This window comes from Vibrio sp. RC586, assembly GCF_000176715.1.
Classification (GTDB): domain Bacteria; phylum Pseudomonadota; class Gammaproteobacteria; order Enterobacterales; family Vibrionaceae; genus Vibrio.
In genome coordinates this window covers 43,913-66,062 of sequence record NZ_ADBD01000007.1, presented here as the reverse complement: position 1 = coordinate 66,062, position 22,150 = coordinate 43,913, and the positions used below count along the sequence as shown (strand labels likewise).

Sequence of the window (22,150 nt, the reverse complement as noted above, 5' to 3'; positions counted from 1 at the left end):
CGGACCCTTTGGTCCGTTTTTTTACACTTTTTTAACCATTAAAATTAATGTGATCCAATTCAAATAATTTCGCATTTCATCATCTCTCTGCCTACGCTTACAAAAAAGTGAGGAGAAGAGCTATGAAATGGATGTTCACATTCGTGATGAGTTTACTTTTTACTGCATCATCACCAGTACTGAGTGCTAGCAAAGGTGAGCGTGCCGACTTAACTCAATTTGATCAGCCTTTGTTACTTGGGGACTGGTATTTATTAAACCCGAATCCAGAACAGTCCAGTGAAAATTTCAGAGTGATCAAGTTGAGTTTGGCATCGGATTATCATTTCTCAATTGACATACAGAAGAAGGATTACAGTGTTGACCACTGGAATGGTGACTATTCAGCTGATGACAAGACCATGATTTTAGGTTTGGATAGTTCAGACCCACAAACCTATCAATACGAGAATAATCATCACCAATTAACACTAAATGGTGTGACCTTTACTAAGGGCTTACCCAATACTCTGGCTGGAAATTGGAGTAGCGATAAAATAAATAATCCTCAAGGTGAGGATTTTGATAACAGTTTAATTCAATTAACATTACAACCTGATTTTGTTTTTTTATTCCATATCGTTAACCCGAATGGTCATGAAGCGACACACCGTGGGGTTTATTACACCGAAGGAAATCGATTAGTTTTACTGTATGCAGAAGGTGAGCACGATACTCGATACGTTCTCGATGAAGATCAACTGACATTAGAGATTGATGACAGCATGACAGTTGTTATGAACCGTGTTCAATAGAGGACTACCGTAAAAGTCGCAGGGAGTTTACAGATAAACTCCCTGCTTTTTTGTCTCTAGGGCTTGTTATTCGCATTCTGCGGCCTAAGATCTTGGCTCAATAACAAAACTTTTAATCTCAAATCACTTAACGCATCTGCGTTGTCATCACAGAACATAAAGTCAAAAAGGATTACGACAATGGCTCACACTCCTCAAGCCAAATACCGCCTCGATTATCAATCGCCTTCACATACCATTACCGATATTGATCTAGTGTTTGATCTCTTCGATGAGGCCACTACGGTTACGGCGGTTTCTCAAGTAAAACAGCAGCAAGAAAGCAATACACTAATCTTAGATGGCGAAGCACTAGAGCTAAAAGCACTTAAGGTAAATGGCCAAGACTGGCAAGACTATAACGTAACGGAAGCAAGCCTTGAGCTCCGTGGTGTACCGAGCGAATTTACTCTTACCGTTGTCACTCAAATTAATCCGCAAGCGAATACTGCGTTAGAAGGATTGTATAAGTCAGGTGGTGCTTTTTGCACACAATGTGAAGCTGAAGGCTTCCGCCGCATTACATACTATTTGGATCGCCCTGATATACTGGCTCGATACACTACAACCGTTATTGCGGATAAAGCACAGAATCCGTATCTGTTGAGTAATGGGAACAAAATTGCACAGGGTGAGCTAGACGCTGGCCGTCACTGGGTGAAATGGCAAGATCCACACCCCAAACCCGCTTATTTATTTGCGCTTGTCGCTGGGGATTTTGATGTACTACGTGATCAGTACGTTACTCAGTCAGGCCGCCAAGTGGCATTAGAAATTTTTGTTGATAAAGGTAATTTGAATCGCGCTGGCCATGCAATGACCTCATTGATCAACTCTATGCGTTGGGATGAACAACGCTTTGGTCTTGAGTATGATCTCGACATCTATATGATTGTCGCGGTTGATTTCTTCAATATGGGTGCGATGGAAAACAAAGGTTTAAACATTTTCAACTCAAAATTTGTACTGGCTAATGAGAAAACAGCAACCGATACCGATTATCTTGGCATTGAAGCTGTGATTGGCCATGAATACTTCCATAACTGGACAGGAAATCGTGTAACCTGTCGCGATTGGTTCCAATTGAGTCTAAAAGAAGGTTTAACCGTATTCCGTGATCAAGAATTCTCATCAGATCTCGGTTCACGTGCCGTAAATCGAATTGGTAACGTGCGCATTATTCGTGGTCCACAATTTGCTGAAGACGCGAGCCCAATGTCGCATCCTATTCGTCCAGATAAAGTGATTGAAATGAATAACTTCTATACGCTGACCGTCTATGAAAAGGGTAGTGAAGTGATTCGTATGATGCATACATTGCTGGGCGAAGGTAATTTTCAACGCGGTATGAAGCTCTATTTTGAGCGCCATGATGGTACAGCAGCAACATGCGAAGATTTCGTAGCAGCGATGGAAGATGCATCCGGTATCGACCTACAACAGTTCCGTCTTTGGTACAGTCAATCTGGCACTCCAACTCTTAAAGTGAGTAGTATTTATGATGCGACAACACAAAGCTATGAACTGACGATCGAGCAAAATACAGAGCCAACTCACGAGCAGAAAGAGAAACAGCCACTGCATATTCCATTTGATATTGAGCTTTATGCACCAAATGGTGATGTCATTCCGCTACAGTGTAACGGAAAGGTGATGTCTAACATTCTAGATGTAAAACAAGCTAAGCAAACTTTTTGCTTTGAACAGGTAGCACAACAGCCAATTCCTTCATTACTGCGTGAGTTTTCTGCACCCGTTAAATTGGAATACGCCTACAGCGATGAAGAACTGATCTTCTTGATGGTTCAGGCTCGTAACAAATTTGCACGCTGGGATGCAGGGCAGATGTTACTTGCCAAATATATTCGTACTAACGTTAAACGGATTCAGCAAGGTCAGCCCGTTGAACTTGCTGAACCAGTGGTAGATGCTTTCCGCGGCGTGTTACTTAGCGACAGTTTAGAAGCTGAGTTTGTTGCAGAAATGCTTTCTTTACCAAGCCATAATGAAGTGTCTGGCTGGTATAAGCGCGTTGATGTTGATGCCATTGCCCAAGTACTGCAGTCAATCAAAACCATTTTGGCTAGCGAACTTGAAGATGAATTCAGCGCAACGTATCACACACTAAAACAAGACGCTTATTCCATTGAGCATGCGGCGATCGGTCAACGCACTCTGCGCAATGTTTGTTTAGGCTATCTTGCATATACTGAGAAAGGTAACCAGTTGGTGCAAAAACAGTATGCGCAAGCCAACAACATGACCGACACTATTGCGGCAATGACGGCGGCTAACCAAGCTCAATTAGCGTGCCGTGAAGCCTTGATGCAAGATTACAGTAACAAGTGGAAACACGATGGTTTGGTGATGGATAAGTGGTTCACACTGCAAGGCTCAAACCCATCACCACAAGTGTTGGATGTGATCCAACAAGCGATGCAGCATGACGCATTTAGTTTAAAAAACCCGAACCGTACTCGCAGCTTGATTGGGGCATTTTTGAATGCCAACCCAGTTAATTTCCACGCGAAAACAGGTGAGGGCTATCGTTTCGCTGGGCAAATTTTGCGTGAACTCAACAGCAGTAACCCGCAAGTTGCTTCTCGCTTGATCGATCCTCTCCTCAAGTTCCGACTCTACGATGAACAACGTCAAGAGCTGATCAAACAAGAGTTGGAGCAATTGAAAGGTATGGAAAATCTCGCTCGCGATCTATTTGAGAAAGTGAGTAAGGCACTCGAAGACTAACTCAACGAAAGGCAAACTAGGTGGCACTAATGTGCCACCTGATATACGCATGAATTACTATTTTTTTTCTCTCAATATCTCCTATCAAACCTTTCTAGCGCATTACTCTGGTGCAGCGAGTAACGTTATAGTGACAACCGAACAGGGTTTGAAGCTGCAACTGCCGGCGACTCGTTTGCGGCCATTTCTAAGCCATATTGGAGTAAAAGGTCGATTTCGCTTAACAACTGACCAAAATAATCGTTTCGTTAAGTTGGAAGTTCTGTAAAAGGATTATTTTGCAGTTGTTTAATTAGGAACTTTAGTCACATTCTCACACATTCACCGCAGTATTGCCCCAAAACAATTAACCATTTATCAATAAAACTCTTACAATACTCCCTGCATTATCAACAGTAAGCGCTATGCTTACAGCACACCCCCTACAAAAATAAGAATCAAATTCTGGAGTCGACCATGACTGCGCGTGAAACTTTGATGCCGGTTTTGCTTGAAAAAGTGTATCAACTGATTCAAGACAAACTAGAGCTTGCTCAACAACCCTTAGTGACTCAACTTGGACAACACCTGTTCAGCAATATTTCGCAAGATGACCTACTCGAACGTAACGAATCGGATCTCTATGGTGCCGTGCTCAGCTTATGGCACCACATCAATGAAAAAAAAGTTGATGAACGTTCTGTTCGAGTGTTTAACCCAACCGTCAGTCGTCAAGGTTGGCAATCGACTCATACCATTGTTGAAATCGTTCTGCCAGATAGTCCATTCCTGGTTGACTCGATCAAAATGGCATTAAGTCGCCTTGGATTGGCATCACACCTCATGCTCAATGGCCCAGCTCATATTGCACGACATGATGATGGTTCAGTGAAAAGCATCAACCAAGGTGAAGGGCAACTCACATCCATGTTCCATATCGAGGTAGATCGCCTCAGTAGCAAGGAAGAGATGACCGCGCTGAAAAACGAACTCTTGGATATTCTGCAAGATACAGCATTGGTTGTGAAAGATTGGAAGCCAATGGTCACTAAGCTTGAGCAAGTGATTCATCAGCTAGAAACAGAGCAAAAACACATTCCTATTGAAGCGGAGCGCATTCAAGAAACCATTCAATTCCTGCGTTGGTTGGGAAACCATAACTTCACCTTTATGGGGTACAAAGAGTTTGATTTAGTTGATCACCATGGTGATACCGAACTCATGCCAACCAAAGAAACAGGTTTCGGCTTATTTTCAGACAATGAACGGGTTCGTAGTGTAAAACTCTCACAATTCCCAGACTCAGCAAGGTTAGAGGCGAAAAAACCATTTCTACTGATCCTTACCAAAGGCAACAAGCAGAGCAGAATCCACCGACCTGCATATACCGACTATATTGGGATTAAAAAGTTTGATGCGAAAGGCAAAGTGATTGGTGAACATCGCTTTACTGGGTTATATACCTCGGCGGTATATAACCAAAGTGTGGAAAGCATCCCACTGATCCGTGAGAAAGTCGGCCGTATTCTAGCTGCAAGTGGCTATCGGCAAGGTTCATATGCTTACAAAGCATTACACAACATTCTGGAAAACTACCCGCGTGATGAACTTTTACAAGCACGTGAAGAAGAGCTGCTTGAGGTAGGAATGGGTGTAGTACAGATGCAAGATCGCGATCTACTCCGTCTGTTCATTCGAAAAGATCCGTTTGGTCGCTTCTTTAGCTGTATGGTTTATGTCGCCAAAGAGCGTCACAACACTGAGCTACGCCGTCAAAGTCAACGTATCTTTAAAGACTACTTCTCAAGCAATCAAGAAGTTGAATTTACTACATTTTTCTCCGAGAGCTCCTTAGCTCGTACCCACTATATTGTGCGGGTTGATAACAACAATATTGATGTCGATGTGAAAAAAATAGAGCAGAACTTAATGGAAGCCTCAACAACGTGGGACGATCGTCTTGCTGAAGCCATTATTGCAAATTTTGGCGAAAGCCGAGGATTGCCGCTATCAAAAGAATATCAACGCGCTTTCCCACGTTCTTATAAGGAAGATGTAATGCCGGGCTCTGCACTCGCGGATATTGAGCATCTCGAATCTTTGGATGAGCATAATAAACTGGGTATGCTCTTCTACCGCTTACAAGAAACTGCGAAAGATTCCAAAGCCGTACGCCTGAAGCTTTACCACAAAGATGAACCCATCCATCTATCTGATGTTATGCCGATGCTAGAAAACCTCGGCTTACGAGTGATTGGTGAATCGCCTTATGAAGTAGTGAAAGCCAATGGCCAAGTGTACTGGATCCTTGATTTCTCTATGCTACATAAGAGCGATAAGCAAGTTGATCTGCGTGAAGCTCGTGACCGATTCCAACAAGCTTTTGCTGCGATTTGGGCCGGTGAGTTAGAGAGTGATGGTTTTAACCGTTTGATTTTAGGTGCATCGCTTTCCGGACGCGAAGTATCTATCCTGCGCGCTTACGCGCGTTATATGCGCCAAGTGGGTTTCCCGTTTAGCCAACACTATATTGAAGATACACTCAGTCACCATCCTGATCTTGCCAAAGGACTGGTCGATCTATTCGTACATCGCTTTGATCCTAAACACAAAGGTCGTGAAAAAGGCCAAGCCGAACTGATCAAATTACTCACCGAGCAGTTAGATCAAGTGGAAAGCCTTGATGATGACCGGATCATCCGCCGCTACATGGAAATGATCAATGCGACTTTACGTACCAACTATTACCAATTGGATGAAAACAAACAGCCGAAACCTTGGCTATCACTCAAAATGAAACCAAGTGAAATCCCAGAGATTCCAGCTCCTGTACCGGCTTTTGAAATCTTCGTTTATGCGCCAGATATCGAAGGTGTGCATTTGCGCGGTGGTAAAGTTGCTCGTGGTGGCTTGCGCTGGTCTGATCGCCAAGAAGATTTCCGTACTGAAATTTTAGGCTTGGTCAAAGCACAACAAGTGAAGAATACGGTCATCGTGCCTGTTGGTGCAAAAGGTGGCTTTGTTTGTAAAAAGCAAAATCTGTATACCACACGAGATGAGATATTCGCTGAAGGCCAACGCTGCTACAAACGCTTTATCCGCGCTCTGTTAGACGTAACAGATAACATCCTTGAAGGGCAGGTTGTACCACCGAAGAACGTCATTCGCCACGATGAAGATGACCCATATTTAGTGGTTGCCGCCGACAAGGGTACTGCAACTTTCTCAGACTTGGCAAATTCAGTGTCTGCGGAATACCAATTCTGGTTGGGTGATGCATTTGCCTCAGGTGGCTCTAATGGTTATGACCACAAAGCCATGGGGATTACCGCCAAAGGCGGCTGGGAATCAGTGAAACGTCATTTCCGTGAGATTGGCATTGATTGCCAAACGACCGACTTTACCGCAATCGGTATCGGCGATATGGCGGGGGACGTTTTTGGTAATGGTATGCTGTTGTCGAAACACATTCGTCTACTAGCGGCCTTTAACCATATCCATATTTTCATTGACCCAACGCCAGATTCAGCCAGTAGTTGGGAAGAGCGTAACCGTTTGTTCAATCTACCTCGCTCCAGTTGGGAAGATTACAATCCTAAGCTCATTTCCAAAGGTGGCGGCGTCTTTTCACGGAAGGCAAAAGCCATCACGCTAACACCTGAAATGCAGAAAATGCTCAACACCAAGAAGGCATCTTTGGCTCCAAACGAGCTGATCAAGATGATCCTAAAGATGGAAGTTGATCTCCTCTGGAATGGCGGTATCGGTACCTACGTGAAATCGTCAATCGAAACCCATACTGATGTGGGAGATCGTGCAAACGATGGTTTACGTGTTGATGGACGTGAGCTGAATGCCAAGATTATCGGTGAAGGTGGCAACTTAGGTATGACCCAGCGTGGGCGTATTGAATTTGCGCTCAGAGGCGGCCGAGTCAACACCGACTTTGTTGATAACGTAGGTGGCGTGGATTGCTCAGATAACGAAGTTAACATTAAGATTTTCCTTAATGGCTTAGTGGCAAATGGTGATTTAACCATGAAGCAGCGTAACCAGATCCTTGAATCGATGAAAGATGAAGTCGGTGGCATTGTGATTGATGATGCTTATGGCCAATCTGAATCGATTTCTGTAACGGAAGCGCAGGGCGTTTCACTGATGAAGGAGCAAATCCGCTTTATCCATCACATGGAAAAAGCCGGTTATCTGGATCGTGCATTGGAATATATTCCGGATGACGAAACACTGCTTGAGCGTGAAAGACAAGGTATGGGGCTAACTCGTCCAGAGCTCGCTGTACTCACGGCCTATGGGAAAATGGCGTTGAAAGAAGAGCTTGCCACAGAAGAAATTGCGCAAGATGAATTTAATGCTAAACAGTTAGTCAATTACTTCCCATCTGCGTTACGTGGTCACTATGAAAAGCAAATGGCTAATCATCCGCTGCGAGTTGAAATTATAGCAACAGCCCTAGCAAATCAAATGGTTAACGAAATGGGTTGTAACTTTGCAACGCGACTACAAGAGGAAACAGGTTCTAGCGTTGTTGATATTGCCAATGCTTATGTGGCTGCACGCGAGATTTATGGCCTAGGTACCGTATTAGAAAAAGTACGCCAATTGGACAACATTGCTCAAACTAGCGCACAGTACGATGTAATGTTTCTTGTTCGCCGCACTCTGCGTCGCCTAACTCGTTGGTTACTGCGTAATCGAACAGGTAAACCTAGTGTTGTCAGCATGGTTGAGCGTTATCAAGAAGATGTGAAAGCAATTACAGAACAGCTTGATCATGTTTTGGTCAAAGAGGAGATTGCAGAGCATCAACTCATGGCAGAAAGCTGGATCGAAAAAGGTATAGAGAAAGAACTCGCGCATTACGTTGCTCGCTTATCTAGCCTTTATTCAGCCCTAGACATTTCTAGTGTTGCTAAAGAGAAGAGTACCGCTGTTACTCAAACCGCGAAGCTCTATTTCAATTTGGGAGATCGTTTGTCGCTGCACTGGTTCTTAAAACAAATTAACCAACAGGCTGTTGATAATCATTGGCAAGCATTAGCTCGTGCTTCATTCCGTGAAGATCTTGATTGGCAGCAACGCCAGTTAACGGCACAAGTGATTGTTGGGAACCTCAATGGTAATCCACTCGAAATTGAGCAGGCCCTTGATACTTGGTTGGATCGAAATAAAGCCTCGATTACTCGTTGGGAGAACATTCTTAACGAATTCAAAGTCGGTAACGTCCACGAATTTGCTAAGTTCTCAGTCGCACTACGAGAGTTGACTTTGCTCAACTTAAATTGCCTAACTGTAGAATAAGCATTGAATTGACTGACGAATGCGTCAATAATTACGCCCCGTTTATTCGGGGCTTTTTTCTTTCGGAGGCACTATGCTTTACCGCTTAGCCAGAGCTGGCTTTTTTCAATTGGATGCTGAAAAAGCACATGATTTAGCCATTTCTAATTTCAAACGTTTTACCGGCACTCCTCTCGATCTCTTCTATCGTCAACAACTTCCTCATCGTCCAGTCCAATGCATGGGCTTAACTTTTAAAAACCCAGTCGGTTTGGCGGCGGGGCTCGATAAAAATGGCGAATGTATTGAAGCATTTGGCGCAATGGGCTTTGGTTTTATTGAAGTAGGGACTGTGACACCAAGACCACAAGCAGGCAATGACAAACCACGTCTGTTCCGCTTAGTACACGCTGAAGGCATCATCAACCGTATGGGGTTCAATAACCTAGGCGTTGATCACTTGGTCGAGAATGTCAAACGCGCCAAATACGATGGAATCCTCGGGATCAACATTGGTAAAAACAAAGATACTCCGATCGAGAAAGGGGCAGAGGACTATTTGATCTGTATGGACAAAGTCTACCCTTATGCGGGTTATATTGCGGTGAACATCTCTTCACCTAACACGCCGGGGCTGCGCTCACTGCAATATGGTGAAGCGCTAGATGAATTGCTGTCTGCACTGAAAACACGCCAAGCAGAATTGGCGGCGAAACATGATAAGTATGTTCCATTAGCACTCAAGATTGCTCCAGATTTAAGTGATGATGAAATCAAGCAGATTTGCCAGTCTCTATTGAAAAACAAAATTGATGGGGTGATTGCGACCAACACCACTTTAGATCGTTCACTAGTAGAAGGCATGAAGTTTGCTGATGAAACGGGTGGCCTCAGTGGACGTCCTCTACAAACTCGTAGTACAGAAGTGATCAAATGTCTGTATAAAGAACTCGGTGAAGCCATTCCAATTATTGGTGTCGGTGGCGTTGATTCCTACATCTCCGCAAAAGAAAAACTGATGGCGGGAGCCAAACTCGTTCAAGTTTACAGCGGCTTTATTTATCAAGGCCCACGTTTAGTCGCCGATATCGTCAAAAACCTGTAATTTCTACAAATCTGTAGAATGGGCTACAAAGGAAATGCTTTACGCATTTCCTCTTTTTTTTTCTCCGCACACTCATAGAATTACCGATATTCATAGGCAAAGGTAATTTAAGCGTTTTTACCTAGTCCTCCCAAATATCGTTGAGAGTGGAACAATGCTTAAACCAAGTGACAAATGGAGTTGGTATTACTCAGATAGCGAAGGTTATCTGATGCTCAACCTTGGTGATGAAATGCTATTTCGTACAAACCTCAGTCGTAATCTTTTAGTCGACTGTGCGTTTACCGAAAACCACTTTACCGTTGATGACGCTTCCGATTTTCAGCTGTATAAAGAGCGTATTACTTGTTTACCACTAAGTGAACCTCGTAAAGCTGAGCTAGCGCTTTACTGTGTTGCCGCTAAGCGATTCCATAAACCCGTACAACCAAAAAGTTGGTTTTTTGAGTCACAAGGTATCGGTCATACACCAGAGCAAGGGGATCTCGTCAGCTTAAGCAATGTCCTCAATGACGGTGTTTTTATCGCATTGGAAGTGGGGGAGAATGCTACCCTTTGTGCCTATACCGATCTTGTTCCTTTTGCATTAAATGACAGCAAAACGTTGGAATTTGGCCAAGTGATTAAAGTGATGCATGACAGAATGTCTGATGCCAATACGCTTTTCTTCACACAGCAGATGGCCATGGTCGGCTAGTTTTCTTTTTAATATTTGTTCCTTTCCTATTTCGTTCCTTCATTTCTTATCGGCGTAAGCCGATTTTTTTTGCCTTTCATTTAAGTTGACCTAGCTCACATTGTGAACTTGGTACAAATTTTAGACATTCTTTTCAACATAGTTAATGACCCAATTCTCATTTCAAACTGGAAATTTCCATTAAAAATTCCCATTTTTAGGTCTTTTGTAACTTATTTACAGTGCAAAAGTCAATCTGGTATAGTCCAATTTGATAATGCATAAGTAGTCACTTCAAGGCAGGGAGCCTTAAATATCAGTTGCTAGAAAAGGAGTGTGTGCACACTGACCAAAATGATCAGGAGTGAAGTAGCTTGAGCGAAAAACAGAGATTTTTGGGCTTGTAGGTGAGTTAGCTTTAGGTATGGTTCACATTGTCAGTTATAATCGGAGACCATTTTTATCAGCAAAAGAACACTATGAATCAGTATCTAGCGGTGACGTCTAACGGCCTTGAAAATCTATTAGTTGAAGAATTAACCCAACTGGGTATCAGCGATGCAAAACCCGTTCAGGCCGGGGTTAAATTTAAAGCAACCAATGAGCAGATCTATCGCTGCTGTCTTTGGAGTCGTCTCGCATCAAGATTTGTTCGTATTGTGGCTGAATTTAAGTGCCAGAATGATTTAGATCTTTACCTATCAACGACCTCCGTTAACTGGGTAAACCATTTCCACAGTTCCAAGAAGTTGGTTGTTGATTTCAATGGTACTAACCGAGAAATTCGTAACAGCCAATATGGTGCGATGAAGGTAAAAGACGCCATTGTCGACTGCTTTACCAAGAAAAACCTACCTCGTCCTTCGATCAGTAAAGATCTTGCGGATCTTCATATTCACGTACGTTTGCACAAAGAAACCGCCTTGCTTGGTATCGATATGGTAGGTTCAGGCCTGCATGCTCGTGGCTATCGTACTGGATCAGGCAAAGCGCCACTAAGAGAAACATTAGCCGCAGCAATTATTCTGCGCAGCGGTTGGGATGCAACCAAGCCGTTGCTGGATCCTATGTGTGGTTCTGGTACGTTGCTGATTGAAGCCGCGATGATGGCCGCAAACATCGCTCCTGGATTACAACGCAAGAAGTGGGGCTTTGAGTCATTAGAAGATTTTGAGCCAGAGCTATGGGCGAGTGTGAAATCTGAAGCGAGCGTGCAAGGCAAACGTGGAGCCAAGAAAGTTGAAACGCATTTTTACGGTGTGGACAACGACAACCGAGTGCTACAAACAGCAAAAGATAACGCACGCCGTGCCGGTGTAGAGGAGTTGATCACCTTTACTTTAGGTGATGCTGCGAAGGTGAAACGTCCAGAGAACTTTGCTGAAGGTATTGTGATTTGTAACCCACCATATGGTGAGCGTTTAGGCACTCATCCCGGCTTGATTGCTCTTTACACTGCATTTGGTGCGCAACTCAAAGCGGAATTTGGCGGCTGCAAAGCCTCGATTTTCTCTAGTTCTGATGAATTGCTCAGCTGTCTACGCATGCGAGCTGACAAACAGTTCAAACTCAACAATGGTGCGTTACCTTGTCACCAAAAAAACTACACTATTTCGGTACGTGAAAACACTACAACCAATGAAGGTACTCAGGAAACACTAGTTGCCCCAGACTTTGCTAACCGTTTGAAGAAAAACTTCAACAAGATTGGCAAATGGGCCAAACGCGAAGGGCTAGATTGCTTCCGCCTCTATGATGCTGATCTGCCTGAATACAATGTTGCGATAGATGTCTATCAAGATCATCTGATGATTCAAGAATACGCGGCACCGAAAGATATTCCTGAAGAAAAAGCGAAGCGTCGTTTGACCGATATTATCCGTGCGGCTATCCAAGTCCTAGATGTAGATGCAAACAATGTCGTACTTAAAGTCCGTGAAAGACAAAAGGGTACTTCACAGTACGAGAAATTAGGACAACAAGCACAAACCATGCAGATTAATGAGTATGGTGTGAAGCTAATCGTTAACCTATACGATTATCTCGATACCGGTTTGTTCCTTGACCACAAAATTACTCGCCGCCGTTTAGGCCAAATGGCTAAAGGCAAAGATTTTCTCAATCTGTTCTCATATACAGGTTCTGCAACGGTTCATGCTGCTTGTGGTGGGGCAAAATCAACAACTACAGTTGATATGTCAAAAACCTATCTTGAGTGGGCGAAAGAAAACATGCAGCTCAATGGGCAAGTTGGTCGTCAGCACCAATATATTCAAGCTGACTGTTTACAGTGGCTTGCCAATGCACAAGGTCAGTACGATCTCATCTTTATTGACCCACCGACTTTCTCGAATTCCAAACGTATGGAGCAGACATTTGACGTTCAACGTGACCACGTCACCTTAATGACCAACCTCAAGCGTATGCTGCGTCCTGAAGGAACGATTGTGTTTTCTAACAACAAGCGTCATTTCAAGATGGACTTGGAAGCATTACAAGCTTTGGAACTTAATGCGCAGAATATCTCACATCAAACCTTGCCGATGGATTTTGAACGCAACAAACAGATCCACAACTGCTGGTTGATCACCCATCAAAGCTAGGATAGTCAATGATAACCTTGTATAGCACTGAAGGATGCCATCTCTGTGAGATGGCATATGCATTACTGGATAAAGTAGGGCTTAGCAAACAACTCAACGTAGTTGATATCGCATTTGATGACCAGCTATTTTCTCGTTACGCGGTCACTATACCTGTTGTTGCTTACCAAACTAGCGAATTAAATTGGCCTTTTGACTTACAAGAATTAATAGAGTGGTTACAGAACAATGGCATTAATTACCATCCATAACGGATTGTTGGCATTTGGTGATCATCCATTACTGGATAACGCCGATTTTGCGTTGCAAGAAAATGAAAGATTGTGTCTGGTTGGGCGTAATGGCGCTGGTAAATCAACACTGATGAAAGTGCTCGCGGGTGAGATTCTATTGGACGATGGCAAAATGCAAATTATGCAAGATGTCGTTGTGTCACGTTTAGAGCAAGATCCGCCACGTAACCAAGCTGGAACTGTGTTTGATTATGTATCCGGAGGCCTACAAGGCATTGGTGAGCAACTTAAGATCTACCAAGATCAATTAGATCTCATAGCAACGGAACCAACCGAATCCAACATCAACAAACTCGCGAACATTCAGGAACAGCTTGAGGTTTCCGGTGCTTGGCGCTTTGAGGATCGGATTAAAAACGTGCTAGCTTCGCTGAAATTAGACGGCCACACAAAGTTGACAGATCTTTCCGGCGGCTGGCAGCGTAAAGCTGCGTTAGCTCGAGCACTTGCGTGCGATCCCGATGTACTGCTTCTAGACGAGCCGACTAACCATCTTGATGTAACGACTATTGAATGGCTTGAAGGATTACTGAAAGATTTTCGTGGTTCCATCATTTTTATTTCTCACGATCGTGCTTTCATCAAATCCATGGCGACTCGAATTGTGGATTTAGATCGTGGCAAGCTCAGTTCATTCCCCGGTAATTATGAGAATTACCTGAATGAGAAAGAGGAGATGCTGCGCGTCGAAGAACTACAAAATGCAGAATTTGATAAAAAGCTCGCTCAAGAAGAAGTTTGGATCCGTCAAGGAATTAAAGCACGTAGAACTCGTAATGAAGGGCGAGTGCGTGCATTAAAACGCCTGCGCCAAGAACGTAGTGAACGCCGTGAAGTACAAGGCAAAGTCAATTTGCAAATTGACGACACCAATCGCTCAGGCAAAATTGTTTTTGAAGCTGAAAACCTGCACTACACAATTGACGGAAAAACGATTGTTGATGGCTTCAGTTTCAATATTATGCGCGGTGATCGTATCGCGTTAATCGGGCCAAATGGCTGCGGTAAAAGTACATTACTCAAAATTCTGCTTGGTGATTTACAAGCGGATAGCGGCAAATTGCATTGCGGCACTAAGCTTGAAGTCGCTTATTTCGATCAATATCGTGAGCTACTTGATCCGGAAAAAACGGTTATCGACAATCTAGCAGATGGAAAACAAGAAGTGATGGTAGGTGGACGTACTCGCCACGCTTTAAGTTATCTTCAAGATTTTCTGTTTTCACCGAAGCGAGCAAGAACTCCAGTTAAAGCGCTATCGGGCGGTGAGAAGAATCGCCTACTGCTTGCGCGTATTTTGCTCAAAGCCAACAATTTATTGGTTCTCGATGAACCAACCAACGATTTAGATATCGAAACTTTGGAACTTTTGGAAGAATTGCTTGCCAATTACCAAGGCACTTTGCTGCTCGTGAGCCATGATCGTGAATTTGTTGATAACACTGTCACTTCAAGCTGGATTTTTGAAGGCGATGGTAAGATTGAAGAGTTTGTCGGTGGCTATCACGATGCGCAGCAACAGCGCGCACAAGTTTTACAAAGCAGAGCTGTCGAAAATATCGTCAAAAAAGAAAAAGTGGTTGAGGAGTCTCCCAAATCCGCACCATCGAAAACTAAGCCTAAGAAGTTATCTTATAAACTGCAACGCGAACTCGAAGCTCTTCCTCAAACGTTAGAAGAGTTGGAAGTTGAGATCGCAGCATTACAGGATCTCGTCAATGGTCCGGACTTTTTCAGTCAGCCTGTCGATAAAACACAACCCATTTTAGACAAGTTAACTGCAACAGAGCAGGAACTCGAAATTGCTTTTGAGCGTTGGGAAGAGCTTGAAGCGATGCAACAGGAAAGTGAATAGAAAACATGAGTCGTATTACTTTTAAACGTTCGATCTTAGCAACTGCAGTGATGCTCGCTACCCAAACAGCTAACGCGGCACTTTACCAAGTAATGGAAGTGACACCGAGTACCGGGCAAAGTTACGGGAGTGCATGGGGGGTGGCAATTCAGCCAAGTGCTCCCGGAAGTTGCTTTGTGTCGGCGACTGTAGGTAGTGTTGATTGCCAAGACTTTGCACTGGCAGGTGAAACTCGTATCGAAAAAGCCAGCACTGGTAAAGCAGTTGATGGCTTAAGTTATCGTGATGAAGTCGCATTTGCTCTCGATAATGCTTTCATTTATGTACAAGAACGTGACGATGTTGAACGCTATTGCTATAACGAACTCCGTTACTCGACCTGTGATACATGGGCAGACCCTTATTGGAATCGTTGGCAAGCAGAAATCAACGCATCACAAGTTCCAAATTCAATTGCTTTTATAGGTGCCAACACGGTGGGTACATCTAAGAACGTGTTGATCAACAGCCTTACAACAGACGTTAAGCCGATTGGGATCAATGTAAAAACTGGAGACGTGACAGCGTATCGTCGAAATCTTGGAGCGATCAGTGCACATTTGCCGACCGGGATTGCGGTTCCTAACGTATCTGATGCGCTTTATACCCGCGCATGGAAAACCGATGGAACTTACACTGTAGGAAGCATTTCTCGAAGCTCCAACAATAACGAAGGCACTTATTTTTATTCTAAGCCTGCAATATGGAAAAACGTGAACGGTGAAGCGGTAGAACTAATTTGGACTACAGGAACTGAGCCAAATCGAAACGACCGTCTCGCACAGGGAAGCATGCGAGATGTAATAGTCAGCGGCAATAAAATTTATGCCGTTGGGTATAACTCTTTCGATGCTGATAATAACTATATGCAAGCTTCTGTTTTCCAGCTCGATGATGCGACTAATTTTACTAATACCAACAGTTGGGCAACAAAACCTATTGCTGGCGCAGAGGCTAAAATCGGGGGCGACTATATTCACAGCAATTCAGTCACAACCGATCTCAATAAAAACCTAATTGCTATTGGAGAAGCAAAGCTTGCAGGTAGCCGCCCAGAAAATGGGGCATCAGCAAATCGTCTTTTTGCAGTCAATAACATCTCTGTTGCAAATCCAACCGCCACTTTTTTCAGTGGTGGGATCTTCTTTACAGGTGCAGGTGGAAAAGCTGGCGGCATCAATAATTACAACGAAATTGTTGGGCAAGTTGATGCAGATAGTACTCGTGAAAATGACGGTAAACCACGTCGCAAAAGAGGATTTATCTACCCATACAACGCAAATGGTAGTGATGCTAGCCGTATGGCAGTTTTTGCTAACAAAGCATGGTGGTTAGATGATTTAACTAATGACGGTTCAGTAACAGGTAACAACCAGTTTCGCATTATTGATGCGAGCGATATTAATGATGCGGGTGTTATCTCAGCCACAGCTCTGAAATGTGAGGGGGGATATGACACAACTGCACACAACTCACTTTGTGGTGGTGGAAACCGTGAAGAAACCATCGTTGCTGTGAAGTTGATTCCAATTACCAATGCAACAAGTACAGATATTCAACAGCGTTCAACCGAAGAGCAAGCCTCTGAACGTAAAGGTGGTAGCCTTGGTTTAGGACTGCTGATCGTACTGGGATTCTTAGGGTTCCGTAGAAAATTGTAAATATTGTCAGGAAGGGCACAAGCTCACAGATTTGGGCTTGTGCCTTTTTTATTGCTTGAGAAAGGCGAAGAATTGATCGATTCTCTAATGGTGTGGTCATAAAAGTTCCACACAACTTTAATAGTTGTACGTTGCACAAATGTTACCGTATGAGGACAGAACTATGAAGAGACAAAAACGTGATCGCCTAGAAAGAGCTCAATCACAAGGATACAAAGCCGGTCTAAACGGCCGTTCCCATGATGAATGTCCCTATCAACAAACGGAAGTACGCTCTTATTGGTTAGGTGGTTGGCGTGATGCTAGAAATGACAAACTTTCTGGTCTCTGTAAATAATTTCCCATACAACAAGCCCCTTTTAGGGCTGATTAACAAGGAAAACAGCCCTAAAAGGGCTGTTATTCGTATATTAAAGCTCAATATGCATTTAGAACGCAGACGTATCTTGGAACAAGCCTACCTTAAGATCTTTGGCTACATAGATTTCTTTACCATCTACCAGAACACGCCCATCAGCTAATCCCATCACTAACTTACGATTAACGACACGCTTCATATTAATTTCATAAGTAACTTTCTTGGCTGTCGGCAGGATCTGACCTGTGAATTTCACTTCGCCCACACCAAGAGCTCGACCTTTACCTTTTCCGCCAACCCAACCAAGAAAGAATCCAACCAGTTGCCACATAGCATCTAAACCTAGGCAGCCAGGCATTACTGGATCGCCAGGGAAATGGCAATCAAAAAACCACAAATCAGGCGTAATATCGAGCTCTGCTAAGATCAAACCTTTACCAAATTCTCCCTCGGTTTCTGACATTTTGGTAATTCGATCCATCATCAGCATGTTAGGCGCAGGAAGTTGAGGATATCCCTCACCAAATAGCTTACCTTGACTTGATGCTAAAAGATCTTCTCTAGTATACGAATCACGTTTGTTCTGCATTATTGATTACTCCATTTTTTGTTGGGTGCATCTTAGTGAACAAGTGTACGCCAAACAACTCTGATCAGTGCTAGCTAAACCAGTTTTTGATCCGTTCCACAATTCCGTGTGGCTGTACAAGTTTTTCAAAATTATCAATTCGTTCTGCAATTTTAGCTATTACGCTATCTTCATCTTCGCCTCGGAAAGGCTTTCCTATCAAAAGGGGGATTGCCTCATCGACTGTTGATACTGGCCAGATATTAAACTCGCCATTTTTAATACTTTCTACAACCGAGTTATGGAGCGACAAATGTTTAAGGTTCGAACTAGGTAAAATAACGCCTTGTTCACCGGTTAAACCTTGATGGCAACAAACTCGGTAAAAGCCTTCAATTTTTTCATTCAAACCACCGACAGCCTGAACCCGGCCAAATTGATCAACAGCTCCAGTGACTGCGATTTGTTGGTCAATAGGATACTCAGATAGTGCACTAACCAGAGAACAAAGTTCAGCTAATGAAGCACTATCACCATCAACTTCACTATAAGACTGTTCAAAAACAATGGAAGCAGAGAAGGGCAGTGAACCATCCAAATCCAAAGCACTACTAACAAATGCTTGCATGATCATCATGCCTTTAGCATGTAAATTACCACCAAGATCAACTTTTCTTTCTACGTCAGAAATATCTCCATCACCAAAATGAATAACACATGAAATTCGTGCAGGCTCACCATACGCTAATGGGTGTCCCGCAACTTCTATCACCGTTAAGCCATTGACTTGGCCAACTTGTTCGCCTTGAGTTTCAATGATTACCTGTCCATCAAGAATATCATCTAACGCACGCTCAGGAAGATAGGACTCCCGCAAGTAACGCTTGCTCAATGCTTGTTCAATATGATCTTCCTCAATCGTTAGATTTTCAGATTCAAGGCGAGCCTCCTCAAGCAAAGCGCGGTGCCACATTAAACATAATGGAGCATAGTGTTGATCTTCGGTGAAACGGGCCCCTGCAGTCATTAATGATTTAATGGCTGATGCTGTCAGTTCAGGTAAATCATATTGCTCACACAACCAAAGCAAATAACCCAAATATTCTTCAATCGACTCTTCATCAATTTTCAGATCCAGCTCAAGCTCTGAAAATAGACACAGGCCAGAGTGAATATCAGCATCAAGGAAATCAAGATCACCCAACTGAGTTCGATCACCCACAACAACCAACTTTATGTCATAGCTCGCACCAATCCCATTTGGGAAAGGGGACTTAGGGTCACAGTTGACTGGAGAGATCACTTCTCCCAAGACGGCAGCCTTTAACGTTGGCCAATATCTTGGATTAGCCAAAAGCAAGTTGGCAGAGACAATAAGATATCCTCCATCGGCTTGCTCAAGATACCCAACAGTTTTCTGTATTACGCCACCTTGCTCAACTTTGATTTGTCCCAGTACTTCTGAAATATCTAACGTTTCTGTGCTCAAAACGGGCACATTAAGCGCTTCATCACATAGAGCATCCTTAAATAAGGCCCGATAAATCGAGTTATCAGGAGCATTAATCAATAGGATTCGACTAAACCCTTTGAGATGTACAAATTGCTCAAATGCACTGGCCAAGCGAGGTTGAATATCGATCAGTGAATTGAGAGCTAGGTTAGGGTAGTTTTCAAAGACTTTGTTAAACTGCTCAAATTGAGGCGTTACACTTCGCCAGATGCTTTGGGTCATTGAGATTTCGAACTGATTGAAAAGAGCCAAATTATATAGAAAAAGCCTTGAAGCGAACAGCACAACTCAACAATGATCTTACACGGTTTTTATTATGAGAGTTGCAGGTTACACAATGATGGGTTACGCTGTCACTATATAACAAGGGAAAGTGCTAGAGATGAAATATCAACAACTTGAAAATTTAGAATGTGGTTGGAAATGGCAATATCTCATCAACAAATGGAAAGATGGGGAACAAATCACTCACTACATTGATCGCAGTGAAATGGAGGCAGCGGTTCAGAAACTCAAAGCGATTGAGCATGAACCTACTCAAGTACTATCTTGGATTGAAGAACACATGTCTTTAGAGCTGGATAACAAGCTCAAACAAGCTATTCGAGCTAAACGAAAGCGTCATTTTAATGCTGAACAAATACATACTCGCAAAAAATCTATCGATTTGGACTATCGCGTTTGGGAAAAGTTATCCCTTAAGGCAAATGAGTTAGGCTGCACGTTATCAGATGCGATTGAATATCTACTTGGCGAAGCATCAAGAAGTGAAAAGGCGAGCAAAACCGTCAATAGTTTAAAAGAAGATCTCAGTCGATTATTGTCAGAATAAGGAGATGGGTATGCTATATGTCATATTGGTTGCGGCTGTCATTATTTTCTGGTTAGTTGTCATTGATAGACCAGCTTTAGTTGTGATTTTTAAGAATGGCCACATTACAAAGAGTAAAGGGCATTTTCCACATACTTTTAAACATAATCTTGTGGATATTGCTCAACATGAACCGTTCTCAGGACAACTTAAAGTTTACCAGCAAAGAACTGGAGCAAAACTTACCTTTACTAATCAAGTCCCAAAGAGAATTCAACAACGAATTCGTAATGTATTTCCTCATCAAAGCTTTACGCACTCGAATTCAACAGCTAAGAAAGGTCGCTGATATTCATCAACACACGACATGCAACTTGCAATAAAATCATTTCTTAGCTCCAAATACTGCAAAATCAGAGAAACCAAGGGCATAAATTTAGTAGATTGATTCCTTGGTTTTTCTACGAGTTAATTTTTATGCGGTCTCATAATCTAGCTACATTATTTATCATTTTTTTCCTTTGCAGCCATTCTGCGATAGCAGATGATGCAGAACTAAATCGGGTTGCCAAAAAGATCAAAAATCAAATTGAAAAGTCGATCAAGAAAAACAAAAAACCGCTTGAAGGTTACTGTGATGTATTCATTGATATGGATTACTCAAATGAAAACCAAGCGATTATAAAGAAGGTCTCTACGCTAGGTGATCATGAGTTATGCCTTGTTGCTAAGAAAGCCGTCAAAATTGGTAAGCAGTACAGTTATGATTGGCCTGAACGTTACTTAAGAATCCACATAACTGCCAGACAAAAAACTAGGCTGAGAGGCATCAAAAATTACCCATAAAACAAAACACATCAGTGCACATTAGGTGGTGCGGCATTATGTTGAGGGGCAGTCGTCAGTACCATTGCGTTAGCACTGACGGCCTCACTAGCAGCAGAACGTGGGCAGCTTGCTGAATCGTTCTGCAAGAGTGAGCCCGTAACATAATGGCGACTAATACGAATTCAGGTGTTTTCCCTTCTTAAAAACCCACAAAGAAAGCTTTTCTAAAATCCAGCCGTCCGCCGCAGTCATCAGCTTCGCTGATGCGAGGAGACGGAATTTCTACAGTTTCTATTGAGACAGCGGTCGCCGTGAACTTCATTGCCTCACTACGACTATTCGCTTATCTAACTCGATGACGACGGACGCACGACGACGAAGACTGAGGAGGAGGAGGAAGGAGGAAGCGGGTTAGACCCCCGTCTAGTATTACGAGGGTTAATTCCACTCCATGTATAGGCTTCACATTGCGTTTAGCGGTTGCAATCGTCTAATTGGCGAGTCTTGTCTGGATACTCCAGTACATAGCTAGCACCAAACTCTTTTTTTTGATTCGATGGATATAATTTAATTAATTTCATTTAGCAGTTATCTTTGTGATTCGATGTAGGCTTGCACACCATCCGCATAACCAAGAGCAAACGCCTGATGTACGCTCTTGTGTCTACCATCTCGTTCTGCTTGTGAATCCCCTAGAGCTGCAATGTTTAGAGAAATGTTGGCTAATAAATCTAGCCCTTGTTGATAACCTTGGTTATACGCACATTGACAACATTTATGACGTCCATTTCCATGCATTTGGTGCTCTTCTAGAGCTTCTAATCGTTGTTCATCTAATCTTTCTATGTGTTGGTTATTGCAAGGCATAATGTTTCCTTATGTTTGACGTTTCTAAAAAGTGAGTTGATAAAATACAGCAGTTGTTGGTTTCATTTTAAGGCAGTAATGTCATCGGCCAAAATGACCGCGAAGCGGTTCGGGT

Annotated in this window: 17 protein-coding genes; 14 read left to right on the top strand and 3 right to left on the bottom strand. The window is 43.1% G+C overall.

The features are described from left to right. Positions 1-122 precede the first annotated feature (122 nt). From VOA_RS13675 to rmf, 11 genes are all read left to right on the top strand, one after another. The gene (locus tag VOA_RS13675) at positions 123-794 is read left to right on the top strand and encodes a hypothetical protein (protein ID WP_000871804.1); all 672 of its coding nucleotides are present in this window, start codon (positions 123-125) and stop codon (positions 792-794) included. 180 nt (positions 795-974) lie between these two features. Next, positions 975-3,581, top strand: coding sequence for an aminopeptidase N (pepN, locus tag VOA_RS13680; protein WP_000951493.1), 2,607 nt, complete (start codon positions 975-977; stop codon positions 3,579-3,581). A gap of 49 nt (positions 3,582-3,630) precedes the next feature. After that, the gene (locus VOA_RS13685) at positions 3,631-3,849 is read left to right on the top strand and encodes a DUF2835 domain-containing protein (RefSeq protein ID WP_001110335.1); all 219 of its coding nucleotides are present in this window, start codon (positions 3,631-3,633) and stop codon (positions 3,847-3,849) included. 188 nt (positions 3,850-4,037) lie between these two features. Continuing rightward, the gene (locus VOA_RS13690) at positions 4,038-8,879 is read left to right on the top strand and encodes an NAD-glutamate dehydrogenase (protein ID WP_000126918.1); all 4,842 of its coding nucleotides are present in this window, start codon (positions 4,038-4,040) and stop codon (positions 8,877-8,879) included. A 73-nt stretch (positions 8,880-8,952) separates the two neighbouring features. Further along, positions 8,953-9,963 (top strand): quinone-dependent dihydroorotate dehydrogenase, encoded by a 1,011-nt coding sequence (pyrD, locus tag VOA_RS13695; RefSeq protein ID WP_000966890.1) that lies wholly within the window; start codon positions 8,953-8,955, stop codon positions 9,961-9,963. Between the two features lie 154 nt (positions 9,964-10,117). Further along, positions 10,118-10,660: a cell division protein ZapC gene (locus tag VOA_RS13700; protein ID WP_000917535.1), complete on the top strand. Its 543-nt coding sequence runs from the start codon at positions 10,118-10,120 to the stop codon at positions 10,658-10,660. 458 nt (positions 10,661-11,118) lie between these two features. Next, a complete protein-coding gene (gene rlmKL, locus VOA_RS13705) occupies positions 11,119-13,242 on the top strand; it encodes a bifunctional 23S rRNA (guanine(2069)-N(7))-methyltransferase RlmK/23S rRNA (guanine(2445)-N(2))-methyltransferase RlmL (RefSeq protein ID WP_001077806.1) in 2,124 nt (707 codons plus the stop codon). A gap of 8 nt (positions 13,243-13,250) precedes the next feature. Beyond that, a complete protein-coding gene (locus tag VOA_RS13710) occupies positions 13,251-13,493 on the top strand; it encodes a glutaredoxin family protein (RefSeq protein ID WP_005523000.1) in 243 nt (80 codons plus the stop codon). Further along, positions 13,471-15,390, top strand: a complete 1,920-nt coding sequence (locus VOA_RS13715) for an ABC transporter ATP-binding protein (protein WP_001174039.1) — start codon at positions 13,471-13,473, stop codon at positions 15,388-15,390. Before VOA_RS13710 ends, VOA_RS13715 begins: the two co-directional genes overlap by 23 nt. Before the next feature lie 5 nt (positions 15,391-15,395). Beyond that, complete coding sequence (locus tag VOA_RS13720) at positions 15,396-17,090, top strand: DUF3466 family protein (RefSeq protein WP_000087042.1); 1,695 nt, start codon at positions 15,396-15,398, stop codon at positions 17,088-17,090. Between the two features lie 163 nt (positions 17,091-17,253). Next, on the top strand, positions 17,254-17,427 hold the full coding sequence (gene rmf / locus VOA_RS13725; protein WP_001881287.1) for a ribosome modulation factor: 174 nt from the start codon (positions 17,254-17,256) through the stop codon (positions 17,425-17,427). 91 nt (positions 17,428-17,518) lie between these two features. On the opposite strand, the gene fabA is transcribed toward rmf, so the two are convergent. Together fabA and VOA_RS13735 are read right to left on the bottom strand one after the other, a co-directional pair. After that, on the bottom strand, positions 17,519-18,037 hold the full coding sequence (gene fabA / locus VOA_RS13730; protein WP_001180256.1) for a bifunctional 3-hydroxydecanoyl-ACP dehydratase/trans-2-decenoyl-ACP isomerase: 519 nt from the start codon (positions 18,035-18,037) through the stop codon (positions 17,519-17,521). A 70-nt stretch (positions 18,038-18,107) separates the two neighbouring features. Continuing rightward, positions 18,108-19,751 (bottom strand): S16 family serine protease, encoded by a 1,644-nt coding sequence (locus VOA_RS13735; RefSeq protein WP_000194422.1) that lies wholly within the window; start codon positions 19,749-19,751, stop codon positions 18,108-18,110. Positions 19,752-19,911: 160 nt separating this feature from the next. On the opposite strand from VOA_RS13735, the gene matP reads away from it, so the two are divergent. The 3 genes from matP (at position 19,912) to VOA_RS0117375 (ending at position 21,186) form a co-directional block, all read left to right on the top strand. Then, the gene (matP, locus tag VOA_RS13740; RefSeq protein WP_000877148.1) at positions 19,912-20,361 is read left to right on the top strand and encodes a macrodomain Ter protein MatP; all 450 of its coding nucleotides are present in this window, start codon (positions 19,912-19,914) and stop codon (positions 20,359-20,361) included. A gap of 10 nt (positions 20,362-20,371) precedes the next feature. Further along, positions 20,372-20,689: a DUF3634 family protein gene (locus VOA_RS0117380; RefSeq protein ID WP_000967560.1), complete on the top strand. Its 318-nt coding sequence runs from the start codon at positions 20,372-20,374 to the stop codon at positions 20,687-20,689. A 128-nt stretch (positions 20,690-20,817) separates the two neighbouring features. After that, complete coding sequence (locus VOA_RS0117375) at positions 20,818-21,186, top strand: hypothetical protein (protein ID WP_001256479.1); 369 nt, start codon at positions 20,818-20,820, stop codon at positions 21,184-21,186. A gap of 570 nt (positions 21,187-21,756) precedes the next feature. Here VOA_RS0117375 and VOA_RS13745 read toward each other — a convergent pair. Continuing rightward, on the bottom strand, positions 21,757-22,035 hold the full coding sequence (locus tag VOA_RS13745; RefSeq protein WP_001112229.1) for a hypothetical protein: 279 nt from the start codon (positions 22,033-22,035) through the stop codon (positions 21,757-21,759). Positions 22,036-22,150 lie beyond the last annotated feature (115 nt).